General features: G+C 40.0%; 30 protein-coding genes. 19 read left to right on the plus strand and 11 right to left on the minus strand.

Translation table 11 applies throughout. The features are described 5' to 3' along the window. Window positions 1-20 precede the first annotated feature (20 nt). Complete coding sequence (locus ACFX4E_RS05125) at window positions 21-389, minus strand: winged helix-turn-helix transcriptional regulator (protein WP_013084552.1); 369 nt, start codon at window positions 387-389, stop codon at window positions 21-23. Window positions 390-628: 239 nt separating this feature from the next. Between ACFX4E_RS05125 and ACFX4E_RS05130 the strand changes: the two genes are divergently transcribed. The 4 genes from ACFX4E_RS05130 (at window position 629) to ACFX4E_RS05145 (ending at window position 4,954) form a co-directional block, all read left to right on the plus strand. Then, window positions 629-1,147 carry an enoyl-CoA hydratase/isomerase family protein gene (locus ACFX4E_RS05130; RefSeq protein ID WP_223272391.1) on the plus strand — a complete coding sequence of 173 codons (519 nt, stop codon included), beginning with the start codon at window positions 629-631 and terminating at the stop codon, window positions 1,145-1,147. Window positions 1,148-1,286: 139 nt separating this feature from the next. Further along, window positions 1,287-1,412 carry a hypothetical protein gene (locus ACFX4E_RS05135; protein ID WP_016765178.1) on the plus strand — a complete coding sequence of 42 codons (126 nt, stop codon included), beginning with the start codon at window positions 1,287-1,289 and terminating at the stop codon, window positions 1,410-1,412. Window positions 1,413-1,656: 244 nt separating this feature from the next. Next, on the plus strand, window positions 1,657-3,975 hold the full coding sequence (helD, locus tag ACFX4E_RS05140; protein WP_323600074.1) for an RNA polymerase recycling motor HelD: 2,319 nt from the start codon (window positions 1,657-1,659) through the stop codon (window positions 3,973-3,975). 388 nt (window positions 3,976-4,363) lie between these two features. Further along, window positions 4,364-4,954 (plus strand): CPBP family intramembrane glutamic endopeptidase, encoded by a 591-nt coding sequence (locus ACFX4E_RS05145; protein ID WP_028411019.1) that lies wholly within the window; start codon window positions 4,364-4,366, stop codon window positions 4,952-4,954. A 102-nt stretch (window positions 4,955-5,056) separates the two neighbouring features. Here the strand turns inward: ACFX4E_RS05145 and comJ are convergent, their stop codons facing one another. Next, window positions 5,057-5,464, minus strand: a complete 408-nt coding sequence (gene comJ, locus ACFX4E_RS05150) for a competence protein ComJ (RefSeq protein WP_028411020.1) — start codon at window positions 5,462-5,464, stop codon at window positions 5,057-5,059. Between the two features lie 35 nt (window positions 5,465-5,499). Beyond that, a complete protein-coding gene (locus ACFX4E_RS05155; RefSeq protein WP_255257698.1) occupies window positions 5,500-5,874 on the minus strand; it encodes a NucA/NucB deoxyribonuclease domain-containing protein in 375 nt (124 codons plus the stop codon). Window positions 5,875-6,319: 445 nt separating this feature from the next. Here ACFX4E_RS05155 and ACFX4E_RS05160 point away from each other — a divergent pair, with 445 nt between their 5' ends. Next, window positions 6,320-6,580, plus strand: coding sequence for a metal-sensitive transcriptional regulator (locus ACFX4E_RS05160; RefSeq protein ID WP_013058561.1), 261 nt, complete (start codon window positions 6,320-6,322; stop codon window positions 6,578-6,580). A gap of 156 nt (window positions 6,581-6,736) precedes the next feature. Beyond that, a complete protein-coding gene (locus ACFX4E_RS05165; RefSeq protein ID WP_377237827.1) occupies window positions 6,737-8,686 on the plus strand; it encodes an FUSC family protein in 1,950 nt (649 codons plus the stop codon). 35 nt (window positions 8,687-8,721) lie between these two features. Here ACFX4E_RS05165 and ACFX4E_RS05170 read toward each other — a convergent pair whose 3' ends face one another. After that, window positions 8,722-9,540 carry a squalene/phytoene synthase family protein gene (locus ACFX4E_RS05170; RefSeq protein WP_028411023.1) on the minus strand — a complete coding sequence of 273 codons (819 nt, stop codon included), beginning with the start codon at window positions 9,538-9,540 and terminating at the stop codon, window positions 8,722-8,724. A gap of 325 nt (window positions 9,541-9,865) precedes the next feature. Between ACFX4E_RS05170 and ACFX4E_RS05175 the strand changes: the two genes are divergently transcribed. The 6 genes from ACFX4E_RS05175 (at window position 9,866) to ACFX4E_RS05200 (ending at window position 15,739) form a co-directional block, all read left to right on the plus strand. Next, window positions 9,866-10,537 (plus strand): response regulator transcription factor, encoded by a 672-nt coding sequence (locus tag ACFX4E_RS05175; protein WP_028411024.1) that lies wholly within the window; start codon window positions 9,866-9,868, stop codon window positions 10,535-10,537. Between the two features lies 1 nt (window position 10,538). Next, window positions 10,539-11,573, plus strand: a complete 1,035-nt coding sequence (locus ACFX4E_RS05180) for a sensor histidine kinase (protein WP_377258868.1) — start codon at window positions 10,539-10,541, stop codon at window positions 11,571-11,573. An 87-nt stretch (window positions 11,574-11,660) separates the two neighbouring features. Further along, a complete protein-coding gene (locus ACFX4E_RS05185) occupies window positions 11,661-12,017 on the plus strand; it encodes a DUF1093 domain-containing protein (protein ID WP_098792016.1) in 357 nt (118 codons plus the stop codon). After that, a complete protein-coding gene (locus ACFX4E_RS05190) occupies window positions 12,014-12,781 on the plus strand; it encodes an ABC transporter ATP-binding protein (RefSeq protein ID WP_028411027.1) in 768 nt (255 codons plus the stop codon). Before ACFX4E_RS05185 ends, ACFX4E_RS05190 begins: the two co-directional genes overlap by 4 nt. Continuing rightward, complete coding sequence (locus tag ACFX4E_RS05195) at window positions 12,768-14,678, plus strand: ABC transporter permease (RefSeq protein ID WP_377237824.1); 1,911 nt, start codon at window positions 12,768-12,770, stop codon at window positions 14,676-14,678. The genes ACFX4E_RS05190 and ACFX4E_RS05195 overlap by 14 nt, the downstream gene beginning before the upstream one ends. Window positions 14,679-14,806: 128 nt before the next feature. Next, on the plus strand, window positions 14,807-15,739 hold the full coding sequence (locus ACFX4E_RS05200; protein ID WP_028411029.1) for a patatin-like phospholipase family protein: 933 nt from the start codon (window positions 14,807-14,809) through the stop codon (window positions 15,737-15,739). A gap of 11 nt (window positions 15,740-15,750) precedes the next feature. Here ACFX4E_RS05200 and ACFX4E_RS05205 read toward each other — a convergent pair whose 3' ends face one another. Beyond that, window positions 15,751-16,116, minus strand: coding sequence for a DUF3221 domain-containing protein (locus ACFX4E_RS05205; RefSeq protein WP_016765167.1), 366 nt, complete (start codon window positions 16,114-16,116; stop codon window positions 15,751-15,753). Window positions 16,117-16,290: 174 nt separating this feature from the next. On the opposite strand from ACFX4E_RS05205, the gene ACFX4E_RS05210 reads away from it, so the two are divergent. From ACFX4E_RS05210 to ACFX4E_RS05220, 3 genes are all read left to right on the plus strand, one after another. After that, window positions 16,291-16,899 carry a hypothetical protein gene (locus ACFX4E_RS05210; RefSeq protein WP_028411031.1) on the plus strand — a complete coding sequence of 203 codons (609 nt, stop codon included), beginning with the start codon at window positions 16,291-16,293 and terminating at the stop codon, window positions 16,897-16,899. Between the two features lie 136 nt (window positions 16,900-17,035). Beyond that, entirely contained in the window at window positions 17,036-17,296 is a 261-nt protein-coding gene (locus ACFX4E_RS05215) for a hypothetical protein (protein ID WP_098249079.1), read from the plus strand. Window positions 17,297-17,491: 195 nt separating this feature from the next. Then, window positions 17,492-17,830 carry a hypothetical protein gene (locus ACFX4E_RS05220; RefSeq protein WP_098249078.1) on the plus strand — a complete coding sequence of 113 codons (339 nt, stop codon included), beginning with the start codon at window positions 17,492-17,494 and terminating at the stop codon, window positions 17,828-17,830. A 43-nt stretch (window positions 17,831-17,873) separates the two neighbouring features. Here ACFX4E_RS05220 and ACFX4E_RS05225 read toward each other — a convergent pair whose 3' ends face one another. Further along, window positions 17,874-18,347, minus strand: coding sequence for a YtxH domain-containing protein (locus ACFX4E_RS05225; protein ID WP_013058548.1), 474 nt, complete (start codon window positions 18,345-18,347; stop codon window positions 17,874-17,876). 327 nt (window positions 18,348-18,674) lie between these two features. Between ACFX4E_RS05225 and ACFX4E_RS05230 the strand changes: the two genes are divergently transcribed. Further along, complete coding sequence (locus ACFX4E_RS05230) at window positions 18,675-20,150, plus strand: glycoside hydrolase family 32 protein (RefSeq protein WP_060747192.1); 1,476 nt, start codon at window positions 18,675-18,677, stop codon at window positions 20,148-20,150. 50 nt (window positions 20,151-20,200) lie between these two features. Here the strand turns inward: ACFX4E_RS05230 and ACFX4E_RS05235 are convergent, their stop codons facing one another. Then, window positions 20,201-20,482, minus strand: a complete 282-nt coding sequence (locus ACFX4E_RS05235) for a hypothetical protein (RefSeq protein ID WP_013058546.1) — start codon at window positions 20,480-20,482, stop codon at window positions 20,201-20,203. 86 nt (window positions 20,483-20,568) lie between these two features. Next, complete coding sequence (locus tag ACFX4E_RS05240; protein WP_013058545.1) at window positions 20,569-20,757, minus strand: hypothetical protein; 189 nt, start codon at window positions 20,755-20,757, stop codon at window positions 20,569-20,571. 123 nt (window positions 20,758-20,880) lie between these two features. Between ACFX4E_RS05240 and ACFX4E_RS05245 the strand changes: the two genes are divergently transcribed. Then, a complete protein-coding gene (locus ACFX4E_RS05245) occupies window positions 20,881-21,171 on the plus strand; it encodes a P-loop NTPase family protein (RefSeq protein ID WP_377237823.1) in 291 nt (96 codons plus the stop codon). Between the two features lie 49 nt (window positions 21,172-21,220). Here ACFX4E_RS05245 and ACFX4E_RS05250 read toward each other — a convergent pair whose 3' ends face one another. After that, a complete protein-coding gene (locus tag ACFX4E_RS05250) occupies window positions 21,221-22,465 on the minus strand; it encodes an MFS transporter (RefSeq protein ID WP_377237822.1) in 1,245 nt (414 codons plus the stop codon). Beyond that, on the minus strand, window positions 22,462-23,205 hold the full coding sequence (locus ACFX4E_RS05255; protein WP_028411037.1) for a MerR family transcriptional regulator: 744 nt from the start codon (window positions 23,203-23,205) through the stop codon (window positions 22,462-22,464). Before ACFX4E_RS05255 ends, ACFX4E_RS05250 begins: the two co-directional genes overlap by 4 nt. Window positions 23,206-23,288: 83 nt before the next feature. On the opposite strand from ACFX4E_RS05255, the gene ACFX4E_RS05260 reads away from it, so the two are divergent. Both ACFX4E_RS05260 and ACFX4E_RS05265 read left to right on the plus strand, forming a co-directional pair. Then, a complete protein-coding gene (locus tag ACFX4E_RS05260) occupies window positions 23,289-23,969 on the plus strand; it encodes a CPBP family intramembrane glutamic endopeptidase (RefSeq protein WP_263033824.1) in 681 nt (226 codons plus the stop codon). A gap of 227 nt (window positions 23,970-24,196) precedes the next feature. Then, on the plus strand, window positions 24,197-25,159 hold the full coding sequence (locus ACFX4E_RS05265) for an aldo/keto reductase (RefSeq protein WP_098249071.1): 963 nt from the start codon (window positions 24,197-24,199) through the stop codon (window positions 25,157-25,159). Window positions 25,160-25,195: 36 nt separating this feature from the next. Here the strand turns inward: ACFX4E_RS05265 and ACFX4E_RS05270 are convergent, their stop codons facing one another. Further along, a complete protein-coding gene (locus tag ACFX4E_RS05270; RefSeq protein WP_098579913.1) occupies window positions 25,196-25,582 on the minus strand; it encodes a MerR family transcriptional regulator in 387 nt (128 codons plus the stop codon). Window positions 25,583-25,740 lie beyond the last annotated feature (158 nt).

Consider the following 25,740-nt stretch of genomic DNA (forward strand, 5'->3'; position numbering starts at 1 on the left):
AAGCACGCTTTGCGTGCTTTTTACTCTTTCTCTGCTTGAATTCTCGCTTCAGCAATTTTATCCGTATGATCATATCCCCATTTAAACATCAGCTCGATAATAGGGATGAGCGTTTCTCCAAAAGGTGTTAAATAATATTCTACTTTAGGCGGAACTTGTTTATAGACTTCGCGGTGGATAATTCCGTCGCGCTCGAGTTCGCGAAGCTGCAGTGTGAGCATTCGCTGCGTCACGCCGGGAATGAGTCTGCGCAGTTCATTAAAGCGCCGGCGTTCCTTTGATAATTGATATAAAATGACGCTTTTCCATTTGCCTCCGACTACATCAACGGCTGCTTCCACAGGGCAAGAATAGCCGTGAGGCTCCCATTTTGTTAAGTCGTATTTCATAGTGATTACTCCTTTTATCAGTGAGTTCAGCTGCATTTGTGCTGTTTATACTATAGCACGTCTTATTTGATAAAAACATGGAAATGATTCATGGAATTATTGACGGAAAATTAAAAAAGTAATGGAAATAATTATGAGTTTGTTGTATGATGAAACTATGAAAATAACTTTTCTATTAAAAAGCGAAATATTTTGAAAGCGCTTTATTTATAAAGGACGACAGGGGAAAGGGCGGAGGAATGATGAAAAGATTTATCAAAGTAGAAAAAAGAAATCATGTGGCGGTTGTACGAATGAATCAGTCAATGCTCAATCGTTTGAACAGTGAAGTCATGTATGAGCTGCAAGAAACGATGAATGAGCTGCAGCACGATGCGTCGGTTGGATCTATTGTATTTATGGGAGAGTACTATAAAATGAACGGAGATCATAGAACAACTTCTTTCCTACGTGAAGAAACAGGAAGGCTTTATCAGCCAATTCATGCAGTAGCAGCTCGGGCGATTTTTCAGCGTATTTCATGCAGCTCCAAACAAACGATTGCGCTTCTTACAAACTTTACATTTGGCGGAGGGTATGAGTTAGCTTTAGCGTGCGACGTACGAATTGCAGAAGAACCTGTACAGCTCAAGTTAACAAACGGCATGACCGTTAGTGCGCAAGAAGCGTGTAATATGGGCAAAGTGCAGCACGTTGTGCAAAAAGGAAAAGGATTAGAATATTCACTTGCGCTGAACGCATTAGAAAAGGAAGCTTAAAAAACGCTTTCACTTTATTTTTATAAAGTGAAAGCGTTTTTATTTTATTTTGTTGATAAAAAGGTATTGAAAATTCTGAAAAAAGGAGTAGAATGATAACAAATCTACTTATTTTAAATAAGCAAAGGAGCTGGTATCAATGCCATTCATTTTTAAAGAAGCGGTAGTCGGATTGTTTACAGCGGCAGCAGCAGGTTTACTGGCGTTTCAAGGGGTAGAAGTGGTGTCAGCCATCATTCATCTGCTAACTTTTTGGAAACAGTAATAGCTAATAAGTAGAGGAACGACCTATAAAGATAAGGGGCTTGAGACTTTCTCAGCCCTTTTTGTTGTGGAGTTCATTATTTTTCAGTATACTAACGGTGGAAATTAAGACATAATATGGTTACATAGCAGGGATTTACGAACTCAGTAGGGAAGTATGTAGACTCTGAAAAAAATAAACAACGATCGCTTTTACCCGGTAACAAGTTTTGTTATCGGGTAACGTGTGTAAGGGGTGTGGATAAGTGAAAGACAAAAATTTAACAGAAGAACAGCAGCGAGTTGATTGGGTAGTAGAAGAAATCAGCCAAAAAGCTGAAAAAATAGGCAAAAGCGTAGGAAACGTAAGGGGCGAAATTGTCGATTTGCGAAGCACGTTTTGGGACGATGTCACGGTTAATATGGATGAGCCGGATGACGTGATTGAGACATTTACGAGTATTAAGCAGCAGGCAGAACTTTTAGCTGAGCGTGAAATTACCCATAGACAAGCGTATGATCAATTAAAAACATTAAAAAAACTGACGCAATCCCCTTATTTTGGACGTTTTGATTTTATAGAAAATGGTGAAAAAGAAGCGGAAGCTATTTATGTGGGCGTGGGCTCTTTAATGGATCAAAAAGATGAAGAGTTTTTAATTTATGATTGGCGTGCGCCTATTTCGAGTCTTTATTATGATTACTCACCGGGAAAAGCGCAGTACGAAACGCCAGGTGAAGCGATTAAAGGCGAGATGAAGCTAAAGCGTCAGTTTATTATCGAAAATAGCGTAATTAAAAGCATGTTTGATACAGGGATTACCATTCGAGACGAGCTGCTTCAAGAAGTGCTCGGACACAATGCAAGCAGTCAAATGAAAAGTATTGTAGCGACCATTCAAAAAGAACAAAACCAAATTATTCGAAATGAAAAAAACAAAGTGCTGATCGTTCAAGGAGTAGCAGGGAGCGGTAAAACGTCTGCGGCTCTTCAGCGCGTGGCTTATCTTCTCTATCATCACCGAAAGCAGCTGACTGCAGAAAACATGATGCTGTTTTCACCAAATCCGCTTTTTAACAGCTACGTCTCAACCGTTCTTCCGGAGCTTGGAGAAGACAATATGAAACAAACAACGTTTCAGCAATATGCCGATGGCCGGTTAGGAAACGAGTTTGAAGTGGAGGACTTGTTCGTGCAAATCGAATATTTGCTAACGGAAAAAGATGCTGCGGCAAAAAAGCAAAAAATGCAGGAAATTCGCTACAAAGCAAGCCGTGAATTTAAAAAGCAGGTAGATGCGTATATTGAAGAACTGTCTACTAAAGACATCATTTTTAAAAACATTAAGTTTCGCGGCGAAATCGTGTTATCTGCTCGGCGTTTGCTGTCTTATTTCTATTCGCTTGATACGGGAATTTCCATTCCTAACAGGATGCAGCTCGTAGCCGAGTGGGCGCTTAAGCTCATCAACCAGCTTGAAAAACTGGAGCGTAAAAAAGATTGGGTTCAAGAAGAAATTCAGCTTTTAGAAAAAGAAGATTATGTGGAGGCCTATCAGCACCTGCAGAAAAAGGAAGGCTATACGGAAAGCTCATTTGATGATTTCGACCGGGAACAAGCGTATTTAGCCAAAGCGGTTGTAGCTAAGAAAATGAAATTTATTAAGCAGGCGATCAAGCACCTTAAATTTATCGACATTCGCCGTATCTATATGCAGCTGTTTGAAAGACATCACCTTTTTTCCTACGTAGAGGGATGGGAAGACACTGCTAAAAACACGGTGCACAGAGTCATGAACATGAAACTGTCTTATGAAGACGTAACGCCTTACTTATATATAAAAGATCAAATTGAAGGGCGCAAAGCCAATCCTGTCATTCGCTATTTGTTTATTGATGAAGCACAGGACTATTCACCGTTTCAGCTGGCGTTTTTAAAAGAGCTGTTTCCGCATGCCAGAATGACGCTGCTTGGAGACTTGAATCAAGCGATCTATGCGCACGCCTTGAACGCACCGACTATTCTTTCAAGCGAACTGTACGAAGAGAAAGAAGCAGAAACGCTGACTCTTACGAGAAGCTACCGATCAACACGTCAAATTGTCGAGTTTTCAAGGGATATGGTAGCAAACGGTCATTTAATCGAGCCGTTTAATCGAGACGGTGCGAAGCCAACCGTTACGGCTGCAGATAACGTCCAAGACCTGCATGAGGCGATCATAGACAAAATTAATAAATTGAAGGAACAAAACTATAAAACGATTGCCGTGATTGCCAAAACTGCTGAAGAAAGCCGAGAAGCATTCCAAGCATTGCCTGCTTCGATGTCTGCAAGGCTGCTGACAAAAGAAACAAGTTCATTTGAAAAAGGCATGCTTGTCCTGCCTGCTTATTTAGCAAAAGGAATTGAATTTGATGCCGTCATCATTTACAATGCATCGAGTGAATGTTACCAAGATGAATATGAGCGAAACTTATTTTATACCGCATGCACAAGAGCAATGCATGAGCTGCACCTGTTCTCGCTTGGTGAAACCAGCCCGTTTATATCAAATAAAGAAACTTATGAATACCAAGGTAAATAAACAGAGAACGGTCAGTGTCTCGAGTGTCTGAAATAGTAGTACGGAAAATAGAGGATGAAATCGCAAAGGTTTTGCCCTCTATTTTTTATTTTTATGGATGGATTCAGTTTATTTTCATTGCTTAAATAAAAATTGTTTGGTCAAAGTCTAGTTACCATAAAGCGAATCAAAAGGACGGTAAAAGGAGGAGTTTTATATCCAATATTTACGAATAAATGTATTACTCATCTTTATAATAAGTTTATTTTTCTCAGGTATTATTCTTTTTTCTTATAAGTTATTTGCTTGGGGCATGCTACCCATCATAGCCTTGCTGTTCAGCTATGCTTTAACCTCTAAATATCGTTCAACGGTTTCTCTGTTTCTATTCTTTTTAGTAGGGATATGTATGTTTCAAGTAGGAAGCAATTATTTCATCGAATGGGATCTATCGAAAAAGATGAAAATCATTATAAACAGAGTTTTACTTCTGTTTATCATAGGTGGACTATTGCTTTCAGTTTTGTTGTCCAAACAAAAGGTATTTCTTTTTGCATCGTTACCAGACTGGCAGAAACGTATAGTGATGCCATATCATTCGATTAAGCTAACGTACTTTTTACTGTTTGGTCTAATTGGTTCGGCTACAATCTTTGTACCGTTACTGTTCGTTGAAGATATAAGCTATACAAAATCATTCGTCATATACGGTATAGTATTCTCCGTTATAAACGCTATTTTAGAAGAGTTGCTTTGGAGAGGGATCATGTTATCTCATTTAAAAAGTAATCTTTCCACTTTTTATGCTGTTTTCATTACGAGTATTGGATTTGGTCTTTTGCACATATCAATAGGAATTCCTGTAATCATGAGTTTACTTTTTTCTTTTGGTGGACTTTTCTATGCATTTGTCGTTTTAAAGACGAAAAGCATATACCCGGCCATAGTTTTTCATTTTATTATTAATTTAGGTATGGTCTTTAACGGATGGATATTTTAGCATCTTGCACCAAGAAGCTCAGAGCTATATATCGCTCTGAGCTTTTTATGAGTTATTACTGTTGTATATTGCCTGAACTGTTTACAGTAGGCCGCCTTCTTTTTATTGACTTTCAAAATGCAGTAAATACTTCACTAAATAAAGGCCTGAGTTTGTTTTTTCTTGAAGAGGAATGGTCAGGCATGTGACGTAATAATACCCGTTTGGAATATCATAGCTTAAAGTTTCAGATAAGACACTTTTGATTTCAATCCCATCGCTTTCGACGTGAAAAGGAAGGCGAGTGGTCTTTTCAGCCCGTGATGCGTCTGGAGTTTCGTTTACCCACACTTCAATAATGGCTTTTGTGTTCGATACGGCTTCAAATGAAATAGCTTTATCGTCTGCGACATATCCTTTTTGAATATCTTCATCACTCCAGTCGTGATGGGGCTTTGGCTGTCCTTTTTGAAACAGCGTAAACTGATGATAAGACATGGTTAGCTCTTGTTCTTTCCATTTTGTTTTCATGATTTCACCTCTTCAAAGTAAAGCTTGTTCTGCTATTATTGAACGATAAATTGTACGCGTGTACCATCTGGATACTGTTCTAACTGATTTCCAACCCATGAGCCGGCTCCGCGGTTATCAGAAGGTGAAATATAGCGAATGTCAGCTCCTGCTCCGCCTTCTTCGCACATAGCCATTGGCCATTCATCACGGTCATAGCCTGTTTTTGTTGGATATCCTTTCAGGGATTCTTCTCGGTTCGCTTCAGCACCTTCGCGATCAATTGTGCAAACGGCAGAGTGCCCAGAGGCAATTGCGTCACGAATATGATCACCCGTTTCAGGATATCGGTCTAACGGAAAATAAAGCGTCGCATCATAGTTTACTTCAGCTTCCGTTTTTTCAGGAGCTAAAAAAGCCGCATGTCCCATAAACCCTAAAATACATGCCATGATAATGAATAGACTTGCCATTAATTTTTTCCCGTATGTAGTCATCTCAAACCTCCAGTGTAAGTCGTTTTTACAGCTTAACTATACTCTCAGATTGCTAAGTTTAGATTACAGGACAATAAATACGGTGTAAACAAGTATTAACATTTATGTGAAAATGATCTTTTTTTCTTATCTGTAAGGAGTAGAAAAGCTCCTTAATATTCCGGGAATTATACTTTTTATTGTGAACCTGCTTACCAGTCAGGTTAAATGTAGTGTGAAGAGGTAGGTAACGAAAAGAAATCTCAGCAGTGCAAAAAAGAGTAAACTTCCTTTACTTGACATCATACCCTAATAGGTATAAAGTTGTGTATACATTTACTTCTTGCGTACAGCTTAAAAGCAAGAAACGCAATCATGTATGAGCGGAGGTAGTAGTATGATGGAATATGATAAGCAAGTTAAAAATCGTTTGAAACGTATTGAAGGTCAGTTAAAAGGTGTGTTAAATATGATGGAACAAGGAAAAGACTGCCGTGACATTGTGACACAGCTCTCAGCAGCCAGAAGCGCAATTGATCGCACGATGGGTGTTATTGTCAGCACCAATCTTGAACAATGCGTAAGAGAAAGCATTGAAAAAGGCGAGAATACGGAAAACTTAGTAAAAGAAGCAGTAGAGCTGTTAGTAAAAAGCAGATGAGACATTCGTTTCATCTGCTTTTTGTTTTTATTGTACGCTGCTCATAAGGATAAAAACCGCTGTTCCTAAACACAATACGGATAGGAACAGCGGTTTTTTAGGTTTATCTCGTTTTAAGAACAGGAAAGATATATGGAGAGAAAGGAGGAGGTCAAGGTGAGTGATGACAAAAAGTCACCAACATATAATCATACGGAAATTCATCATAAAATTGAGGCTTCTCCAAAAGCGCCGGGAATCAAAGCTGCTTTTCGCTTTAACCACGCTTCTTCTCCTTGGGTAAGAGGAATTAGCTCAGGCTTGTCTTCAAGTTTACCGATTTTGATAGGGATTTTGTTTGATCATTTGCAGTACGGACTCATTGCAAGCATTGGCGGCTTTACATATTTATATACAAAAGATGAGCCTTATGCGCAGCGTGCCGTTAAGTTATTTTTAGCTTTGCTTGGCGTTACGCTGTGCTTTACACTCGGCTCGTTATTTGCTGACGTAGCTTGGATGAAAACTATTTTATTTGGTCTTATTGGAGCTGTATCGGTTTATGTTTTCGGAGCGTTAAAAATTCCAGGGCCTTCTGCCATGTTTTTTGTCCTTTCATTTGCTGTGAGCACGAGCATTCCAGCGCCGAATTTGCAGGCTGTTTTTTTGCACGCAGGACTCGTTTTTTTAGGAGGAGCACTATCTTGGTGTATTAGCATGAGCGGCTGGCTTATTAATCCGCGCGGACCTGAAACCGCTGCTGTGGCGAAAGCGTACAGGCAGCTAGCTTCATTTGTCGGGTCTCTTGGTACGGAATCGTTTCACACCGAACAGCATAAAACGGTTGTGGAGCTTCGGGCAGCGGAAACAGCGATGAAACAAGCGAAAATTAATCGAAAAAAATCATCGTTTGCGCATCGCCTGTTTTTATTAAATCAAAAAGCCGAAGGGCTGTTTATCTTTGTAATGGCCGCTGCGAACGATTTTAATCCGGCTGTTTCTAAAAAAGCACAAGCGGTGATTGAAACGTTCGCATCCGAAATGGCCACGCTAAAAAAACATAAAAAAATCCGAGACGTGCGTGAAGAAATTGAAGAGCTGTCCATCAAAGAAGAGCTGCGCACATTATTATTGGATGTAAATGACGTTCTTCAAATGAAGGAATTAAAAGAAACGGAGTACATTCAATTTTCACAAGGCAGCGTAAAAACACGGTTAAAAGCTGCTTTTCACAAACGTTCGTATGTGCTTAAAAACGCTTTGCGCTATGGAATTATTATGATCATTGCCGCAGCCGTTGCCTACACGACAAATATTCCTAGGTCTTACTGGATTCCGCTTACGTGCGCGGGAGTGATGCTTGGAGCAACCGTTCGTGCAACGGTTCAGCGAGGTATTCAGCGTTCGGTCGGAACGATTTTAGGTATTTTAATTGGGAACGGAATTTTAATGCTTGAGCCCACAGGAATCGTGATTGCACTCATTGTCTTTGTGCTTCAATCGACAATCGAGATTGTAATTGTTAAAAACTACGCTCTCGGCACGCTCTTTATCACACCAAATGCTCTTTTAATCGCTGAAAGCGGTCATCCGGATAAAGCGATTAGCTACTTTACGTCCGCTCGGGTGATTGATATTGTTATTGGTTCTATTATCGGAGTGGTCGGTACCGTATTAGTTTTTAAACGAGCTTCTTCGCTTCGTTTGCCGTATTTGCTCGGAGATGTGATACGAAAAGAAGGACAGTTTTTAGAAATGCTAAGCACCGAACAAGATGAAGAAAGAATTAAACGAGAAAGAAATAAGCTTCAAGGGGAACTCGTTAATCTTCGGGCGCTGTACGATAATGTAATTGGAGAATATTCTAAAACGGCCGTCAAACTAGAAGGATTGTGGCCTGCCGTTGTCGCTACCCAGCAGTTAGGTTATATGCTTCTTGCGTCGTTTGAAGGATATGAGCTGTCAGAAACGGAGAAACGAGAGCTTAAGGAAACATTTGCTCAGCTAGCTGCAGCAGCTGAGCAAAAACGAGCGCCAAAGCTTTCAAGTGTTCCAGCCCTGAAACGATACCCTATTATTCAAGGGGAAATAGTCGCTTTATATGAAAGTCTGCAGGTGGAAATATAAAAAGCACGGAACCCAGGGGCTCCGTGCTTTTGTTTTTACATATCCACAACTTCATTTACCGTTTTATTTACATCGTCACGCGTCATTTTTTCTTTTCCTTTCATCAATGCGTTTAATGTTCCATCAGCAAGCGCTAACGGAATTTTACAGAAATGAAGGATCGGAAGCGATTTGACATCTTCTAAATATTTCTTTCCTAGTGAAAGATTGCGGCGAGCGTAGGCAAACATATCTTCTCTGCTCCAATTGTTAGGAAAGAAGCTGACTCCGCGCTCTGAATCTTCCGAGGTATTACGCAGGATATTAACAGACTGCAAGCCGCGTCCGAACGCAATAGCTAATTCTTTGTCTGTCTCCGTGCCGTCATACCATTTCCAAATGTCATTAAGCATCACACCTACTAGACCAGCTACGTAGAACGTATAGTCATCTAAATCCGCTTCATTTTGAATATGCCAGTCTTTTTCTACCCAATCGGCCATTCCTTTGGCCATAATAGAAGTTGCATCTAATACTTGATCTGCAACTCCAGTCGGACAAAGCGCAATCCAGTTGCCGAGCTGAAGCGTTACGTCAGGTAAATCAGCTTGATAAGGACCTACTAATGCCATGTACTCGTCTTCGTTAAAAGACTTTTTTAACAGGTCACTAATGTCGTAAAGCAAGCGGCTTTTTACACCGGCTTCTAGCTCAGGGTGATCTTCAATTTCATCAATTGCCCTCATACATAAGTAAGCAGATCCTACTGCATCCTGCAATTCTGCCGGCAAGTGGCTAATTGGAATAAAAAATGTTCGGCTTGTCTCTTTTAACATCACCATTGCGTTGTCGCGTAATTTGTTGGGTACACTCATTGATAACTAGCTCCTTTTTACATATCCACATGTCAAATTAGTTTAAGTTTTCATCTTATATACTATAGTAACAAAAAATGAGCATTTAATGGAGTTTAAAGATTACTTATTAACGATATTGTCATTATTTTGTAGTATTTGAACAGAGAAACTTGTAACATATACAAGTTTACACTACGATAATACTCGTTCATTCTTCGTTTTACAGAAATAAATGGTTTATTTTTAAGAAAATTGCTGTCATGCTAATGAATTAGATGAGCTTTTAAGAGAGTATTCAACAGTAGGTTATACATAATACATAGGACAATACAGAGGTGAATGTATGAAAATTTTAATTGTAGAAGACGATGATAAAATATATGAATTAGTGAAAGAGAAATTTGAACAGTGGTCATTTGAAGTGGCTGGAGTAGAAGACTTTCAAAAGGTAATGGAAGTATTTATTGCAGAAAGCCCAGAGCTTGTTATTTTAGACGTGAATTTGCCTGTATATGACGGGTTTTACTGGTGTCAGCAAATACGTGCAGTTTCAAAAACTCCTATCGTCTTTCTTTCCTCTCGTGAACATCCAATGGATATTGTTATGGCAATGAATGTTGGCGCGGATGACTATATTCAAAAGCCGTTTAACTTGGATGTTCTTGTTGCTAAAGTGCAGGCGCTTCTGCGCAGAACGTATTCATATGGAGATACGATTTCGGACGTTATCGAGTGGAACGGCGCGGTGCTAGACTTAAAAAAAGGAAGTTTGCATTACAACGACCAAGAAATTCATTTAACGAAAAATGAATTTTTTATTTTGCGGCTTCTCTTGGAAGAACGAGGCAAGATTGTATCGCGAGAAGAGCTTATGCGAAGGTTATGGGAAGATGAGAAATTTGTAAGTGACAATACGCTTTCTGTCAACATCACACGCATTCGCACCAAGCTGGAAGAAATCGGGCTGAATGATAAAATTGTGACTAAAAAAGGCCAAGGATATTTGGTGAATTAAGATGTGGAAAAGTTTTTTAAGAGAAAGACTAAGCTGGATTTTATTTGTTCTTATATGGCTGATTGTAATCGATGCTCTGCTGCTGCTTGAGTATGATATTAAGGTGTCGTCCACTTCGTTTTGGTATTTAAATCTATTAACGCTGTGTCTGCTGATTCTGTTTCTTTTATGGAGAGGAATAAAAGAAAGAAAATTTCTAAAAAAGTTGAGCTTAATGATGCGGAATGATGCGTACGATTTGCAAGAAATGCAGCCATATGTTCGAACAAAAGCAGATGAAGACATGCTGAGTTTGCTGCAGCATATAGATCGTGTGTATCGCAGACAAACTCATGCTCTTCACGTACAGCAGCGAGAGCAGCAGGAATATATAACGACTTGGGTTCATGAGATCAAGACGCCGCTTACTGCGATGAAGCTGCTTATTAATGCTCATCGTACAGAGCTTTACAAATGGCCTTGGCTAAAGGATTTTGAAGATGAGTGGATGAAAATTGACGGATTAGTAGATCAGAATTTATATTCTGCAAGCCTGCAGTACTTAGAAAAAGATTATCAGGTGCAGGCAGTGTCGCTAAGCGAACTTGTTTTTCCAAACGTTGCGTACTTCTCAAAATGGTGTATTGAAAAGAAACTGGATATTGATGAAAAAAATCTAGACATACTGGTACACACTGATTCAAAGTGGATGCAGTTTGTTGTGAGACAAGTGCTGTCTAACGCCATCAAATATAGCCCTCTAGAAGGAAAGCTTTCTTTTTTTAGTGAAGAAACGCCAAAGTACGTAAAGTTATTTATCGCTGATCAAGGAAAAGGGATTCCGACTCAAGATCTTCCCAGGGTTTTTGAAAAAGGATTCACAGGAAATGCGGGAAGAAAAACGAAGGGAGCTACGGGGCTAGGTCTGTATTTTTCAAAAAAAATTACAGATGCTCTTGGCCATCGAATAGAAGTGAATTCACTTTTACACGAAGGCACCACGGTGATCCTGACCTTCTACAAACCGAATTCTTTTGATAACCTTTCAAAAATGTAAGATTGCACGCTGAGATTGTCATCTGCTTCAAACGAATCTTTCCTTGTTTCAAAGTAAGATAGAGCTATACACAAGGAGGGAACGTACATGAAGCGAAAGTGGATTAGCCTCTTAGCTCTGCTTTTGGTTGTAGGAGCAGGTATAGGAGGAATAAAGATTTATCAAAAAGCCGCAACGGAGCATCAATACGGGATTATCCCAAAAGAAGCAAAAAAAGTGAATGAGTATGGACGAGTTCAATATACCATTTCAGTGATAAACGAAAAAGGACAAACAACGTTTCAAACATTTACAACGATTAAACAGTTAAACGAAGGAACGGTTATTGACCTTTTCGTTCGAGGCAATGAAGTTCGGAAATATGACATTATAACAAAGAATGAGCTGCCACAGCGAGTGAAAAGCGTGTGGCCTACAAAAGAACGAAAGGAGGAAGAAAAGTGAGCGTTGTTCTTGAAGGAAAAAATGTAACCAAAACGTTTGGATCAAGAGGAAATGTATACGAAGCGCTGAAAGGAATTGATTTTACAATCGAAGAAGGAGAGTTTGTCGGTATTATGGGACCATCTGGAGCGGGAAAAACGACGCTGATGAACATTCTTTCAACGATTGACCGTCCCACCGACGGCGAGATATGGATTCAAGGAGAAAACGTGGCGCTCATGAAAGATAAGAAGCTGTCTGCTTTCAGACGCAATCATTTAGGGTTTATTTTTCAAGATTATAATTTATTGGATACGTTAACGGTAAAAGAAAATATTCTTCTGCCGCTTACGGTTACAAAAATGTCTAAGAAAGAGATGGAAGCGAAGCTTAAAGACACCGCAACGCGACTAGGCATCTATGAGCTGGCGGATAAGTATCCGTATGAGATTTCTGGCGGACAAAAACAGCGCGTTGCAGCAGCGAGAGCAATGATTACGAATCCAGCTGTTATTTTCGCCGATGAACCTACCGGAGCTCTTGATTCCAAAGCTGCTTCAAGCCTGCTTGAAAAGCTGTCGCAATTAAATCAAGAAGACCGTGCCACGATTATTATGGTGACGCATGATCCGCTGGCTTCAAGCTACTGCAGCCGCGTGCTGTTTATTAAAGACGGACAAATTTACACGGAGCTGTTTAAAGGCGAACAAACGAGACAAGCATTTTTTAAACGAATTATGAACATTCAAGGCGCATTAGGCGGTGAAGGCTATGACCGTATTTGATCTTGTTAAAAAGAATATGCGCAAAAATATTAGCCGGTACAGCCTTTATGTCTTTTCAATGATTTTTAGTATTATTGTGTACTATGTGTTTGCTACGCTTCAGTACGACCAATCGATTTCAAAGGTTATTGGAGAAGAGCTGAGGCTGCAGGGCATTTTTAATGCTTCAAACTACGTTTTGCTTACCTTTATTGTTGTCTTTATTTGGTACACAAACTCATTTTTTATCAGGCAGCGTAAGAGAGAGCTCGGGCTGTATCATTTAGTCGGCATTGAAAAACGTACGATTGGAAAAATGATTTTTTATGAGAATATGCTGCTGGGGATTTTTTCTTTGGTGGTCGGTATTTTACTAGGTACCGTGTTTTCAAGGCTATTTGTGCTGTTTTTACTAAAGCTTATGGGACTGTCGCTTTCTATTACGCTCACATTTTCTTTTCAAGCGGTTTTAAAAACAGCCGTAGTGTTTTTGCTTGTTACCATTTTTATATCGTTTCAAGGCTATTTTATTATGTACCGCTATACGCTATTAGATCTGTTTCAAGCAGAAAGCAAAAGTGAACGCGTAAATAAAATGAATTCGAAACGCTCAATTGCAGTGGGAGGACTGGGTATCTTACTCGTTGGCTACGGATACTACCTTTCATCGGGAAACATTGTGACGCCTAAGTTTTTTCTAATTGTAGCCGTTGTACTGTTCTCGATCATTTTCGGTACATTTTTACTTTTTAAAGCCACAATTGAGTGGCTGATGGGGCTTTACCGAGAGCATGCAAGCCGATATTATTCGTTTGCAAATATGCTAAGCGTTTCTACCATGATGTATCGAATTAAAGCAAATGCACGAGTGTTAACCCTAATTACGATTTTGTCGGCTACTACACTTGTAGCAGTTGGTGTGACGTATTCCTCGTACTATAATACAAAAGCCGACGCCAGAAGCATGCAGCCTTATGACTATACGCTGCACAGCAAAAAAGCAGCGCAAGAATTTATGGATGTACTGGATGAGCTAGATATCCAATCAAATCGGTATGTCTATCATATCGTGAAGCACTCTGCTGATTTATCGGATTTTCGATTTATTACATCGGGCTACTATAAAGATAGGGAACAAATCAGTTTTTTAGATGAAGAAGAAGTGCGGAAAAATGGCGTTTCGGTTCCTGCGCTAAGCGCAAACGAAACTGTTATTTTTGATTCAATGGCAAAAGGAAAAGTGTTTAAGCCTAGTACAGGTAAAACCGCAGCTGTGCAGCTGAACAAATCAGAAGAGCTTACTTTAAAAGTCGTTAAATCCGAGCCTTTGCTCATTCTTGATTCTGACAGTGCCGGCTATCAGTTTGTAGTCCACCACGATACATTTAACAAGCTTCTAAAAGCTGGACAAAAGCAAGCGGTGTACGTATTTAATACCGATGATGGAAACAAACAAAATGAACTTGCTAAGAACTATCATCAAATCGCAAAAGAAGCTGGCGAAAGCCGTACTTCATACTATGATGTGTTTCAGGCAGGCTTAATGAGTAAAGGATTGTTTATTTTTATTGGAGGGTTTTTAGGGCTCGTCTTTTTGATGGCAACGGGCAGTATTATTTATTTTAAGCAAATCTCTGAAGCGGAACAAGAGCGCAAAAGATTTGAAGTTCTGCGTAAGCTTGGGTTTTCAGTGTCTCAAATGATGAGCGCCGTTCGAAAGCAGCAGCTGTTTACGTTTGGTTTGCCTTTAGTGATTGGCATCTTGCACAGTCTATTTGCGCTGAAGGTCATTACGAACCTAACCGGTGAAAGTCTGATAGTCCCTGTTTTAATAGCGGATGCAGTATACGGGATTATTTATTTCTTTTTCTACTGGCTGACAATGAATTACTACCGAATGGTAATAAAGCGACTATAAAGAAAAGACTGTTTCGATCAAAGAAACAGTCTTTTTTTGGTTGGGAAAATAAAAGGTATGGAGTAATGAAATCCTGAATATAAAAAAAGGGTATATAAAAAGTAGAGAGTTGTATTGGAGGGGAAAATGTGAAAGCAGATGCTGTATTTGAAGGGGGAGGCGTTCGAGGAATTGCATTCACGGGTGCGATTGAAGCGATGGAAGAAAGCAATGTAGAATGGCAGCGTCTAGCAGGTACGTCAGCGGGAGCGTTAATTGCGGCACTTTTAGCGAGCGGCTATAAAAGCGGTGAAATTCGCAGAGAGCTTCAAAACATGGACTATGCTAAGTTTCGCGGGAAAACGATCATTAACCGAATTCCTCTGATTGGAAACTTGATTGAACTGATGGTTCATTTAGGTTTTTATAAAAATGATTATTTGGAAAAATGGGTGTACGGTTTGCTGCGTGAAAAAGGAATCGAAACGTTTGCGGATTTGCCGGCAGATAGGCTGAAAATTATTGCCTCAGACATTTCGAACGGGCAGATGCTTGTGCTGCCTGACGACTTGCCTCGCTACGGAATGCAGCCAAGCGATATGAAGATTTCACAAGCCGTGATGATGAGTGCGTCCATTCCTTTTTTCTTTCGTCCGGTCATCTGGAAGTCCAAAGGGTTCAAGAGATCATACATTGTCGATGGAGCGCTTTTAAGCAATTTTCCGATTTGGCTGTTTGATACGGAGCATCCGCGTTTCCCGACATTTGGTTTTCGATTTGTCAAAGAAGAAATTGATACAGCCGCTATTATTCCGACGCCGGTCCATTTATTTAAAAGTATGTTTACGACGATGCTGCAAGCTCATGATTTGCGGTATTTGAACGCGGAGACAAAAGAACGAACGGTGCAAATTCCAACCGGTGTGATTACGGCAACGGATTTTGCCTTAAAGGAAGAAGAAATCGAATTTTTATATGAATCTGGTTATATATCAGCAAAGCGCTTTTTAGAAAAGTGGGATTTTGAACAGCATAAAATGAATCGGACCGGACGGCAGCTGACACGAAGAAAGCTCCCGTAACAGGAGCTTTTCTACGGCTGTTTTAAAATGTTGACTTCAACAGCTTCGCCTTTTGCCGGAACGGAATACTGAACGCTTTTGTCTTTTTTGAGCCATGCTTTAACGAGCTGTCCTTTTTTGTATGTTTGATCATCCGAAACTTTTACATAAATAGGCTGTACATCGCTAGAACCAAGTATTTCTTTTGTTGTATAGTCAAGCGCGGTATCTCGCGGAATGACGTTTGCAATAAGAATTTCATCCTGTTTCACTTCTAAAATGCGCCCTTGAACTAAATAGCCGGCCGGCTTTTTTGACTGCTCGGCGTTATCAGAACAGCCGCTTAAACAAATAAAAAAGAGAAGAAAAAGTGCAGTTGATTGAACGGTAAACTTCATAAAATCTCCTTTCCGTTTCAACATGACTACCATTATAACGCGTTTGACCATTTCTTTTCCAGTTTTCGGAGAAAGCAAGAGGTAATCGTTGACGCTATTTCAGCACGCATGATATGTTTTAACTCATAAACGCTATTTTTACTAGAAGTCACGCTTAGTACGGGAGGTCCTTATATGGATGTTACCTTTTTAACCAATGTTATTCGACATATATTAGAACGAGATAATTTTGTCATTGACTTTGAAGAATCAGATGAACAAAATATTCACTTTTGGCATCGAGACGAGCCGTTTCGCCTTTTTATTTCAGAGCAAACGGAAAGTTATTTAGTATGGACCGTTTTTGAAGATGAAAAGGAACAGTGGAGCGGAAAAACATTTCTCCAAGAAGTGACGAATACGTGTAAAGACTGCAGTGAGCCAATTGCGCACTGGATTTATAAAGATGGAGGCAAAGCAGGTTATTGCGATCATTGTCTTCAAACGTTTGGAAATGCGTATTTTACAAATGCTGATGATATCAAGCAAAACCTTCATTTAATTGACGGTTCTATTTGTTTTATTACCGATGAAACCGGAAGCGATTGGTGGATTGCATATGAAGGATTCAAACGAGTAATTGCAAGATTAGAAGAAAATCCCGATCAGAAAGTCGAAATGTACAAGCCCGAATATCCGGTCTTTAAATGGGAAATACATTTTCTAACGGAAAACAATTCTGCTAGCTTTAAGTTCAAAGATGACTTTGCATCTGGAATTTTACCGAAGGGAAGAATACTCTAACATCCTTGTTATAAGGGTGTTTTTTCTTATAATGGGAAGTTTTTTTGAAAAAAATAATTAATTTAGGTTAAAAAGAAGGAATTAAAGGGTAAAGAGTAGAAGATATATCACTATAGGAAGAATGGGGGAAATAATTATGACAACTACAACAAATTTAACACTGGGGTACAAAATGTACACGATTGATTTTAGCCGTCCAACGCAGTCTAACGAGGCACTGCTTGATTTCTTTAAAGATGTGCAGCGCAGACAGGGAAATAATGCAGAAAGCTTTTCTAAAACATTAATGGAAATCGAAGAAATCAAAACAAAATATGTAGATCATGAAATCGTACTGCTGGCTAAATCGCTTGAACAGCAAATAAGCCGCTCAAATGCAGAAAAACTTGAGGTCTGATAATCACCAGAAATGGTCGATTTATCAGACCTTTTTTATTTCTATCGATGCAGCACTTTTGGGGTGAAGTCAAGGGGACAGGATATCTGGTAGTATAGGTTTTTGGTCGAAGATAAAATTCTGTACATGTCAACGGATGTTTGATTTCATCAAAAGTTGTAGATGAATAGACTATCAAGTCGTTGGAGGCGTTGTATGGTTGGAATTTGCAGCTGGAAGTGTGCAGTGAGTGGAATAAGTATTGCCAGTGTCTACAGTAAGCAACCGTCATGGCAGCGGGAGTGCTATTTGGTGACACCTGGTAAAGTTTATTATGAGTCGTGCTATCAGGGGTACGGAGAGTTTGCGGGAATGGATATTTTTTGTTTGATAAGAGAAAGCAGAGCGTGGAAAGAAGACAGTGAAGAGGTAGTGGCTTTTAAGCCTAAGATTGTGCTGGCGAAATATTACAGCGGACAGCGTTATGAAGAACTGCCGGAATCAGAGCCGTGTCCGTACGGAGGCTATTTTTTTGAAGGGTGGAAGGAAGGGTAGCGAATATACATAAAAGCTGTAGAGATATCTCTACAGCTTGTTATTAACGTCTTGTTTCATCGACAGATTGTTCTAAGTCACTTACTTCTTGCGTAATTGTATTTAATTCTTCTTGCACCGCTTCAGCTTCAAGAACAGGATCTTGAACGATTTCTGTCGTTTCAAGCTCTTCTGCTGCAGCCGTTTCTGCAAGCGGCTGTTCTTTAGCAGTGCGCAGAGATTTCACTTTGTTGACAACTTGCGAAGACTGTTCGGAGACTTTTTGTGAAAGACGAGCCGTGCGCTGTTTGAGATCTTGGCCTTTTGCATATACCGTTTCTTTCACTTGACCTGTTTTAGCAAGTGCTTGATTCGCTCCATCTTGAATAGAAGCACGCAGCTCTTTTCCTGACTTTGGCGCTACTAGTAAAGCTGTTGTTACACCCACTACGCTACCTACTAACGTGCCGACTAATAACTCTTTGCTTCCACCTTTTGTTTCTTTACCCACTGTTTCTTTTACGTTTTCTTTTGTCATGACATTTCCTCCTTTTATAATATGTAATATGAAGGGTTTACCATTTTGTTGAATACTTCCTGCAAAACGCAAATGATTCGCTAAAAAAATCTGCAAGTGCCGTCGGACGCTCGTACAGGCTGGTGAAATTTGATTGTATATAGTATTCAACCATCTGACAGAAAAACCTTCTTTTCTGCTATAAAAACAAAAAAAAACTTATCTATAAAATCCGACACAAGAAAACGACAACATTCGTTCTTTGGTAGCATTTTCACTTGAAATTTTATATCATAGAGGGCAAGGAGAATACGTTCTCTTTTTTTAGATGCTGGAGGGATTGAAGAAATGGCTGAATCGAAGTACAGAACGATTTTAGAAGCAAAATCTGGAGAGTTAGAAGCATTAAAAGACAAAGCAATCAAAGACAGCTGGCAGCCGATTTATCATATTCATCCACAGTACGGGCTGATGAATGATCCAAACGGATTGGTTCAATTAAACGGTGAATATCACGTGTTTTATCAGTGGTATCCGTACGGCGCGATGCATGGAATGAAGCACTGGGCTCATGTGAAATCTACGGATTTAGTAACGTGGGAACGCCTTCCGGTTGCGTTAACGCCAACGGAAGAATATGAATCGCACGGCGCATACTCAGGCGGCGCGATTGAAAAAGATGGTCAAGGGCTGCTGTTTTATACGGGGAATGTAAAATACGAAGACGGCTCACGTTCAGCTAATCAGTGTATCGCGATGCTAAACAGGGATGGAAGTGTAGAAAAATACACGAATAATCCAGCGGTACGAGGCGTTCCTGATGGGTATACAGGACATGTGCGCGATCCGAAAGTATGGAAAGAAAATGATACATATTATATGCTGCTAGGCGCTCAGCGTGAAAACGAAACGGGCGCGTTAATTGTGTATGAATCAAGCGATGCGCTTCAGTGGTCATTTAAAGGTGAAGTTAAAACATCGCTTCCTGACTTTGGCTATATGTGGGAGTGCCCGGATTACTTTAAACTGGACGGAAAAGATGTGTTTGTCTTTTCGCCGCAAGGAATCAAAGCGGATGGCCACGATTTTCATAATATTTATAATGTGATTTACGCGGTGGGAACATTTGATGTGGAAAGTTTAACGTTTGAAATGGAGTATTACCGTGAAATTGATAAGGGGTTTGACTTTTATGCACCGCAAACGTTCCAAGATGAAAGCGGACGTCGCTTGCTGTTTGCATGGATTGGAAACCCGGACGTTGACTATCCGTCAGACGAATACGGATGGGCCCATGCCTTAACGCTTCCTCGTGAGCTTTCGCTTGAAGGAAATGAACTTGTTCAAAAGCCTGTAGAAGAGTTAAATAAGCTTCGAGATCAAGCAGTTCATTTTAGAGGAACGCTAAAAAATGAAGAAGTGATCATTGATGAAGCAACAAACAATGCATATGAAATCAATATGACGTTCCGCGAGATAGAGGCCAAACAGTTTGGTTTAGAGCTGTTTAATAGTAAAGAAGAAGAGCTTCGCCTCGTGTTTGATACAGGAAAGCAAGAAGTGCGACTCGACCGTTCTTCATTCCACCATCAATATGCAACGGAATACGGTGTGGTTCGCTCTGAAAAATGGACAGCGTCAAATGAAGTCGATGTTCGCGTATTTGTCGACAAAAGCATCGTCGAAATTTATATAAACGGCGGCAAAATTGTCTTCACTTCCCGGGTATTCCCGAAAAAAGATTCCAAATCAGCTGTAAATGTATTTGCAGAAGGGGCCGTGGACTACCGTATTGATTATTACGGCATGTCCCGCGGTATTTAATATAATAAATGAGAAAAGCCAATGAATATCATTCATTGGCTTTTTGGTTTCTATAAAAATAAAATACAAATACATGAAGCAACTAAGTGAGGAACAGCTGCAATAATAAAACGTTTCATCCACTCTGTATCCTCTCGCTGCCGGACGGGTGTAAAGTAAGGACCTCTCGTTTCAAATCGAAATGCGTCGAGAAGCGTAACGAGTGCAATCGCTGTAAGTAATATGCCAAGAGGACCTGAAATATAGTAAATATACTGCCAGTTGCCTGCTGTAATAGAAATGATAATCACAATAATTAAAGATATAATGCCAGATATTAATCCTGTTTTCAAACTCAAAATCTCCTTACATCCAGTTTTTGCTTATCTATTTTACCATAACCGAATGAAGGTTTGTATATACGGCTCGGGGCGGATATTTACTTCTTAATTGACCTTCTATGTAAGTATCTTCTCGTATAAAATGAGTTTCCTAGCAAAAGCAGTGTCCCTAGAATCCAGCCAGCTGCAGGGGAATAAGGAAAGATATTTTTTAAAGCCATCCCAAAAGAAATAGAGGCTGCTCCGAGTATAAATAAAAGCAGCGTGATTCCTTGACGTTTTTTCATATGTACCACCTCTCTTACTAATTTTACCATAAAATGTGAGTGTAGTAGAATAAAATGTAAGGTGTCATACAAAAAAAGAAGTATATGGTAAAATTTAAGGAGTAGGAAGGGAAGAGGAATGCAGTGATTAAAAAAGGATTTATAGCAGGTATCGTGATGGTCGGGATTGCTCTTGCTCTTGCTGCTTTTACAGGGAAGTGGAGCTATCTCTATTTTGTGTCAGGCACAATGGGAGCAGTGTCACTGGTTTTAGCTTTGGCATACCTTATTGACAGTATCGTGCTAGGAAGTACAGGCACATTCTTTTCAGTCAAAAAGACGCGCAGGGTGAGCCGAGTTGAAGATGCAAAACGATTTGGAGCTATTGCAGTACCGAACGTATTAGCTGCTTTGATTTATGTAGCCGCTGGTTGATGAACAGAAGTCTATAAAAGCAGCTTGAGGTGTAACCTCAAGCTGTTTTTTATGCGTCAATCTGAACGTTTCTTTCCCGTTTATCACGCAGAGGCATCAGCATACTCACAAATCCAACGCTTACAATGATGATTGCCGCCGTTAAAAAAGTTGTCTGAGCACCTGCAAGCTTTACAACCATGCCTCCAAGAAGAGGAGCAGTAAGTAAAACGGCACTCGTTAAGGTGTTGATGAATCCGTACACTTTTCCGAGGTGTTCCTTGTCGCTGTATGTTTGAACGATATAGTTAAACAGCAGTAAATTAAGCCCAACTCCGGCTCCTCCAATAGGTGCAACAATCAAAATGAAATAGCGTGACATAACGGCTGGATTAAAGCAGCTAATGAAAAATAAAGCCCCTCCAAATAGAAGCAGTCCAAGTGATAACAGTCTAAATGGATGGTGAACCTGTTTTTTTCTATTAAGATACATTCCTGTTGCTAGCGCCCCCAGTCCGATTCCAGAAAGCAGCCAGCCGAGCATTTCCGGATGATGAGGCAGCACATCTCGTAGGAAGATGCTGATTTGAGCGTCAACAAGCATCACTACAAAATACGAAAGGTGAAACAAAATAACGGCGCGTAAAAGGATTGAGCGCTGAAAAACGATTTTCCAGCCGTTTGAGTACGTTTCTTTCAGTTGATGGGAAGAACGAGCAGCTTGCCCTTGAATGTTTTTACGTGCTTTTTTAAGTGAAAACAGCACGCCAATAGAAATCATACAAGCTGCGGCATTAGCTAAAATGCATGCTTTTGGCGTTGTAATCGTCAGCGCGGCGGCTCCGAGAAACGGCCCCACAACTTTTGCAATTTGAAACATAATGTTTTGTAAAGTAGAGGCCTGCAGCAGCTGATCTTCTTTGACCACTTCTCGAACGTAAGAGAGCTGTGCGGGCACTTTCATAACAGAACTCATAGAGCGCAGCATCAGCACCCCAAGTGCCAAAAGCGATTCATTTGTAAAAAATAACAGACATGTGAACAGAAGACGGACTAGTTCAGACAGAAACATCAGCTGTACTTTATCATAGCGGTCGGCTAAATTTCCTGCTGCTTGACTTAGCAGGATGCTAGGTAAAGCGTACGCGACAGGAATAAGCGTAATCCAGAGGGAATTTGCGTGCCACACGTATGTAAAAAGCGTCATCACCGCAAACATATCAAATAAATCTCCGAAGCTTGCTGCAGTGCTTGAAATAAATAATTTTTTATAAGAAGAATTAGCAAACAGCTTTTCTTTTTTCAATACCTTCATTCCTTTATGTGTTGTTCGTAAAAAATAATCGCATCTTCAATAAATTGAAGGACTTCGCTGTCAATAGGGTAGAGATTAAGTGAACTTGATGCCTCAGGAGATTTGCGAACATCCCAAAAGGCTTTTTCTAAAGCCGCATGAGGGCCAAATAGCTCACTCGATAAAAACAGTATATCAGCTGCAATCAGCTGTCCATCTTCAGATTGAGGTGCGCGCTGGTGCTTTAAGCAAAGCTGAACTCGTTTTATGATGTTAATCCATTTATCGGCACTCGCATTCTCCATTTTAGGCAAATCATGCTGCAGAATCTCACTTTCTTCTATTGAAAGCGAAAGGAGATCCGTCCAGCTGCTCTTGGCATTAGTTTCATTGTCAACTAAAGGAAGGAGCTGCTTCCAGTTTAATTCACCTTCTATTTTTATACTGTTGCGAAGCGTGTGAGTATGTTCTAAAGCTTGTTGAATTTCCATCGCTTTTTGCTGAAGCTTTTGCTGATGAATCGCTAGAAGTTCATCGATACTCACTTTGTGAAGAATAAGTTCAATATCTCGCAAAGGAACGGCTAAGTTTTTTAAAAGAGTAATTTTCTCTAGTGTGACTAAATCCGTTTCTGAGTAGGACCGCTTTCCGCTTTCGGCTTTTGACGATGGATGAAGCAAGCCGATTTGGTCGTAGTAACGAAGCGTACGCACCGTAAGGCCTAGTTTTTTAGCGGCTTGCCCAGTAGAAAAATAAATCATTTTTAACCCCTCCAAAAAAATGCTTGCAGGTAACGTTACGTCACCTTTTACACTGAATATATGTAAAAGGGAGGCGAAGTAAATTGAAACAAAAAAATCAAGGATTATGGACAATAAAATCATTCGTAATTATGCTGGGCGTCACGTTTGTTGGTGTGCCTATCTTAATTGAAGGCATATTGCAGGACGCTTTATATTCCCTGTTTAAAAATGACCTTTATGCTGGAACAGCTACTGGATTTGTTATGGCAGCTGTGTTTTTATCAGCTCTGTATGGGCTGATGGTTCAGGCTGGTGATAGAAAAATTGGTTTTCAATCGTTTTCAAAACGGCACTGGCCGCTCATTCTTTTTTGGCTTTTTGTGCTGATCTTAGGAAGTGTGGGGATTGTTGTACTCATGGAATGGCTTGATATAACACATGAAAATAAAAAAACAGCTAGTTTGCAACAAGATCTGTCGCTGTTTTCATTTATACTTGCTTTTGTTTCAGCCGCTGTGATCTCACCTTTTTATGAAGAGATTATCTACCGAGGATTTTTTTATACGTGGCTGAAACGTAAAGGAGGGATTGTCGTTGGATTAGTGGGAAGTTCGTTTATTTTTATGCTGGTGCATATTCCAACGTACAATACCTTGCCCGTTAACTTTTTATCAGGTCTCGTGTTTGCATGGGTGTACGAAAAAACAAAGTCGCTGCTTCCAAGTATGATCATTCACGCTTGTTTTAATGGGATTGCCGTTATTTTAACAGCGGCAGCTTAATGTAGTTTCGGTGACAAGTAAGCTATGATTTATCTTACCATATTATGTCTACTGAAGAAGCGAATTGCAAAAAAATAAGTGGAAAATGAACCCGGAAACTGCTAGAAGCACTGCTTGTTCCTAGCCGTTTTTTGTATATGCATGCGCGCTTAAGGCTTGTCTTAAAGTGGACGTTAAGGTGTATGATAAGAGAGAGTAGAGACAGCTATAAAAAGGAGAGGGTATCGATGCAATATCGAAAGCTTGGAACAACAGGTCTGGAAGTATCAAATTTATGTCTAGGTACCATGGCGTTTGGACGATGGATTGACGAAAAAGCGTCGGCAGCTATTTTACATAGCGCCATTGAAAACGGAATTAACTTCATTGACACAGCCAACTATTACGGAAAAGGGCAGGATGAAGAGTTTAGATATGGCACAGGGGAATCTGAAGAAATTATTGGACGTGCGTTAAAAGGAAAACGGGATGATGTTGTACTTGCAACAAAAGTCGGCATTGCCGTAGGAAAAGGCAAAAATGATAAAGGCCTTTCACGCACACACATTATGAGAGAAGTGGATAATCAGCTGCGACGACTGCAGACAGACTACATTGATCTTTATCAAGTTCATCTTTTTGACCACCATACACCTATGGAAGAAACGCTTCGCACGCTAGATGATTTAGTTCGTCAAGGTAAAGTTCGTTATATTGGCTGCTCTAATTATGCTGCGTGGCAAATCGCAAAGTCTCATCATATTAGTGACAAAATGAATCTTGAAAAATTCATTTCCGTTCAGCCCCAGTATAATCTTCTCTCTCGTGAAATTGAACAAGAGCTGCTGCCGTTTAGTCAATCTGAAGGTGTAGGCGTCATGGTATACAGTCCGTTAGCGCGCGGCATGCTTTCAGGCAAATATAAAACACCAAATGACGTGCCGCCAGAAAGTCGCGCTGCGCATGGTGAAAAGCTGCTGCGAAACTACTTTACAGACCAAAACTTTCAGCTGGTGGAGCAGTATCGCAAGTTAGCAGAACAAAATGAAGTAAGCTTGTCTCAGTTTGCTCTTTCATGGGTATTGAATCAGCCCGCTGTAACGTCAAGCATTATCGGAGCTAGTAAATTGCACCACGTAACAGATGCGGTTGAAATCAGCGATTGGACATGGTCAGAAGAGCTGTTGAATACCGTGAATTCACTGTATTAATAAAAAATCCGCAGGTGAACCTGCGGATTTTTGTGATTAAATTTTAATTTCCTTTTGCGTTAATTTTGCTTCTAGTGAGTCGTACAAAGCGAGCTTATAGTTGATTTGTTCAAGGTATTTAAAAGTTTTGGCCATTTCTTCTTCCACCGCTTCTTTGTGCTGAAGCATCATGTTTTTTCGTTCTTTAATCGTGCTTTCGCCTTGTTTATAGAGCTCTACATAGCGCTTGATTTCTGCAAGCGGCATGCCTGTTGAGCGCAGAGCTAAGATAAAACGGATCCATTCAATATTCGTCTCATTATAGAGGCGTTTTCCATTTTCATCACGCTCTACAAAAGGAAGGATTCCTTCTTTTTCATAGTAGCGTAAAGTCGGTGCGGAAAGCCCGGTTTTTTCATTCATTTCTTTCATGCTATAAGACAAGATTGTTCACTCCCACTTATGAATCGTATAGCTTACTTTAAGGTATATGATAATCGATAGTTGAACGTTTTATCAAATTCTTTTTCGTTTTTCGAAAAATATGGAACTTTTATACAGTTTGTCCGTAATAACAAGTAGACAATAAGAAACTTACTGTA

Source organism: Priestia sp. YIM B13491 (assembly GCF_042787605.1).
GTDB classification, from domain to species: Bacteria; Bacillota; Bacilli; order Bacillales; family Bacillaceae_H; genus Priestia; species Priestia megaterium_E.

What these genes read in the sequence shown, in the direction of transcription:
- ACFX4E_RS05125 (WP_013084552.1), bottom strand. Translation starts at nt 389, where the DNA reads ATGAAATACGACTTAACAAAATGGGAGCCTCACGGCTATTCTTGCCCT.
- ACFX4E_RS05130 (WP_223272391.1), top strand. Translation starts at nt 629, where the DNA reads ATGATGAAAAGATTTATCAAAGTAGAAAAAAGAAATCATGTGGCGGTT.
- ACFX4E_RS05135 (WP_016765178.1), top strand. Translation starts at nt 1,287, where the DNA reads ATGCCATTCATTTTTAAAGAAGCGGTAGTCGGATTGTTTACAGCGGCA.
- ACFX4E_RS05145 (WP_028411019.1), top strand. Translation starts at nt 4,364, where the DNA reads ATGTTTCAAGTAGGAAGCAATTATTTCATCGAATGGGATCTATCGAAA.
- comJ (WP_028411020.1), bottom strand. Translation starts at nt 5,464, where the DNA reads ATGAAAACAAAATGGAAAGAACAAGAGCTAACCATGTCTTATCATCAG.
- ACFX4E_RS05155 (WP_255257698.1), bottom strand. Translation starts at nt 5,874, where the DNA reads ATGGGACATGCGGCTTTTTTAGCTCCTGAAAAAACGGAAGCTGAAGTA.
- ACFX4E_RS05160 (WP_013058561.1), top strand. Translation starts at nt 6,320, where the DNA reads ATGGAATATGATAAGCAAGTTAAAAATCGTTTGAAACGTATTGAAGGT.
- ACFX4E_RS05170 (WP_028411023.1), bottom strand. Translation starts at nt 9,540, where the DNA reads ATGAGTGTACCCAACAAATTACGCGACAACGCAATGGTGATGTTAAAA.
- ACFX4E_RS05175 (WP_028411024.1), top strand. Translation starts at nt 9,866, where the DNA reads ATGAAAATTTTAATTGTAGAAGACGATGATAAAATATATGAATTAGTG.
- ACFX4E_RS05180 (WP_377258868.1), top strand. Translation starts at nt 10,539, where the DNA reads ATGTGGAAAAGTTTTTTAAGAGAAAGACTAAGCTGGATTTTATTTGTT.
- ACFX4E_RS05185 (WP_098792016.1), top strand. Translation starts at nt 11,661, where the DNA reads ATGAAGCGAAAGTGGATTAGCCTCTTAGCTCTGCTTTTGGTTGTAGGA.
- ACFX4E_RS05195 (WP_377237824.1), top strand. Translation starts at nt 12,768, where the DNA reads ATGACCGTATTTGATCTTGTTAAAAAGAATATGCGCAAAAATATTAGC.
- ACFX4E_RS05205 (WP_016765167.1), bottom strand. Translation starts at nt 16,116, where the DNA reads ATGAAGTTTACCGTTCAATCAACTGCACTTTTTCTTCTCTTTTTTATT.
- ACFX4E_RS05210 (WP_028411031.1), top strand. Translation starts at nt 16,291, where the DNA reads ATGGATGTTACCTTTTTAACCAATGTTATTCGACATATATTAGAACGA.
- ACFX4E_RS05215 (WP_098249079.1), top strand. Translation starts at nt 17,036, where the DNA reads ATGACAACTACAACAAATTTAACACTGGGGTACAAAATGTACACGATT.
- ACFX4E_RS05220 (WP_098249078.1), top strand. Translation starts at nt 17,492, where the DNA reads ATGGTTGGAATTTGCAGCTGGAAGTGTGCAGTGAGTGGAATAAGTATT.
- ACFX4E_RS05225 (WP_013058548.1), bottom strand. Translation starts at nt 18,347, where the DNA reads ATGACAAAAGAAAACGTAAAAGAAACAGTGGGTAAAGAAACAAAAGGT.
- ACFX4E_RS05230 (WP_060747192.1), top strand. Translation starts at nt 18,675, where the DNA reads ATGGCTGAATCGAAGTACAGAACGATTTTAGAAGCAAAATCTGGAGAG.
- ACFX4E_RS05240 (WP_013058545.1), bottom strand. Translation starts at nt 20,757, where the DNA reads ATGAAAAAACGTCAAGGAATCACGCTGCTTTTATTTATACTCGGAGCA.
- ACFX4E_RS05250 (WP_377237822.1), bottom strand. Translation starts at nt 22,465, where the DNA reads ATGAAGGTATTGAAAAAAGAAAAGCTGTTTGCTAATTCTTCTTATAAA.
- ACFX4E_RS05255 (WP_028411037.1), bottom strand. Translation starts at nt 23,205, where the DNA reads ATGATTTATTTTTCTACTGGGCAAGCCGCTAAAAAACTAGGCCTTACG.
- ACFX4E_RS05265 (WP_098249071.1), top strand. Translation starts at nt 24,197, where the DNA reads ATGCAATATCGAAAGCTTGGAACAACAGGTCTGGAAGTATCAAATTTA.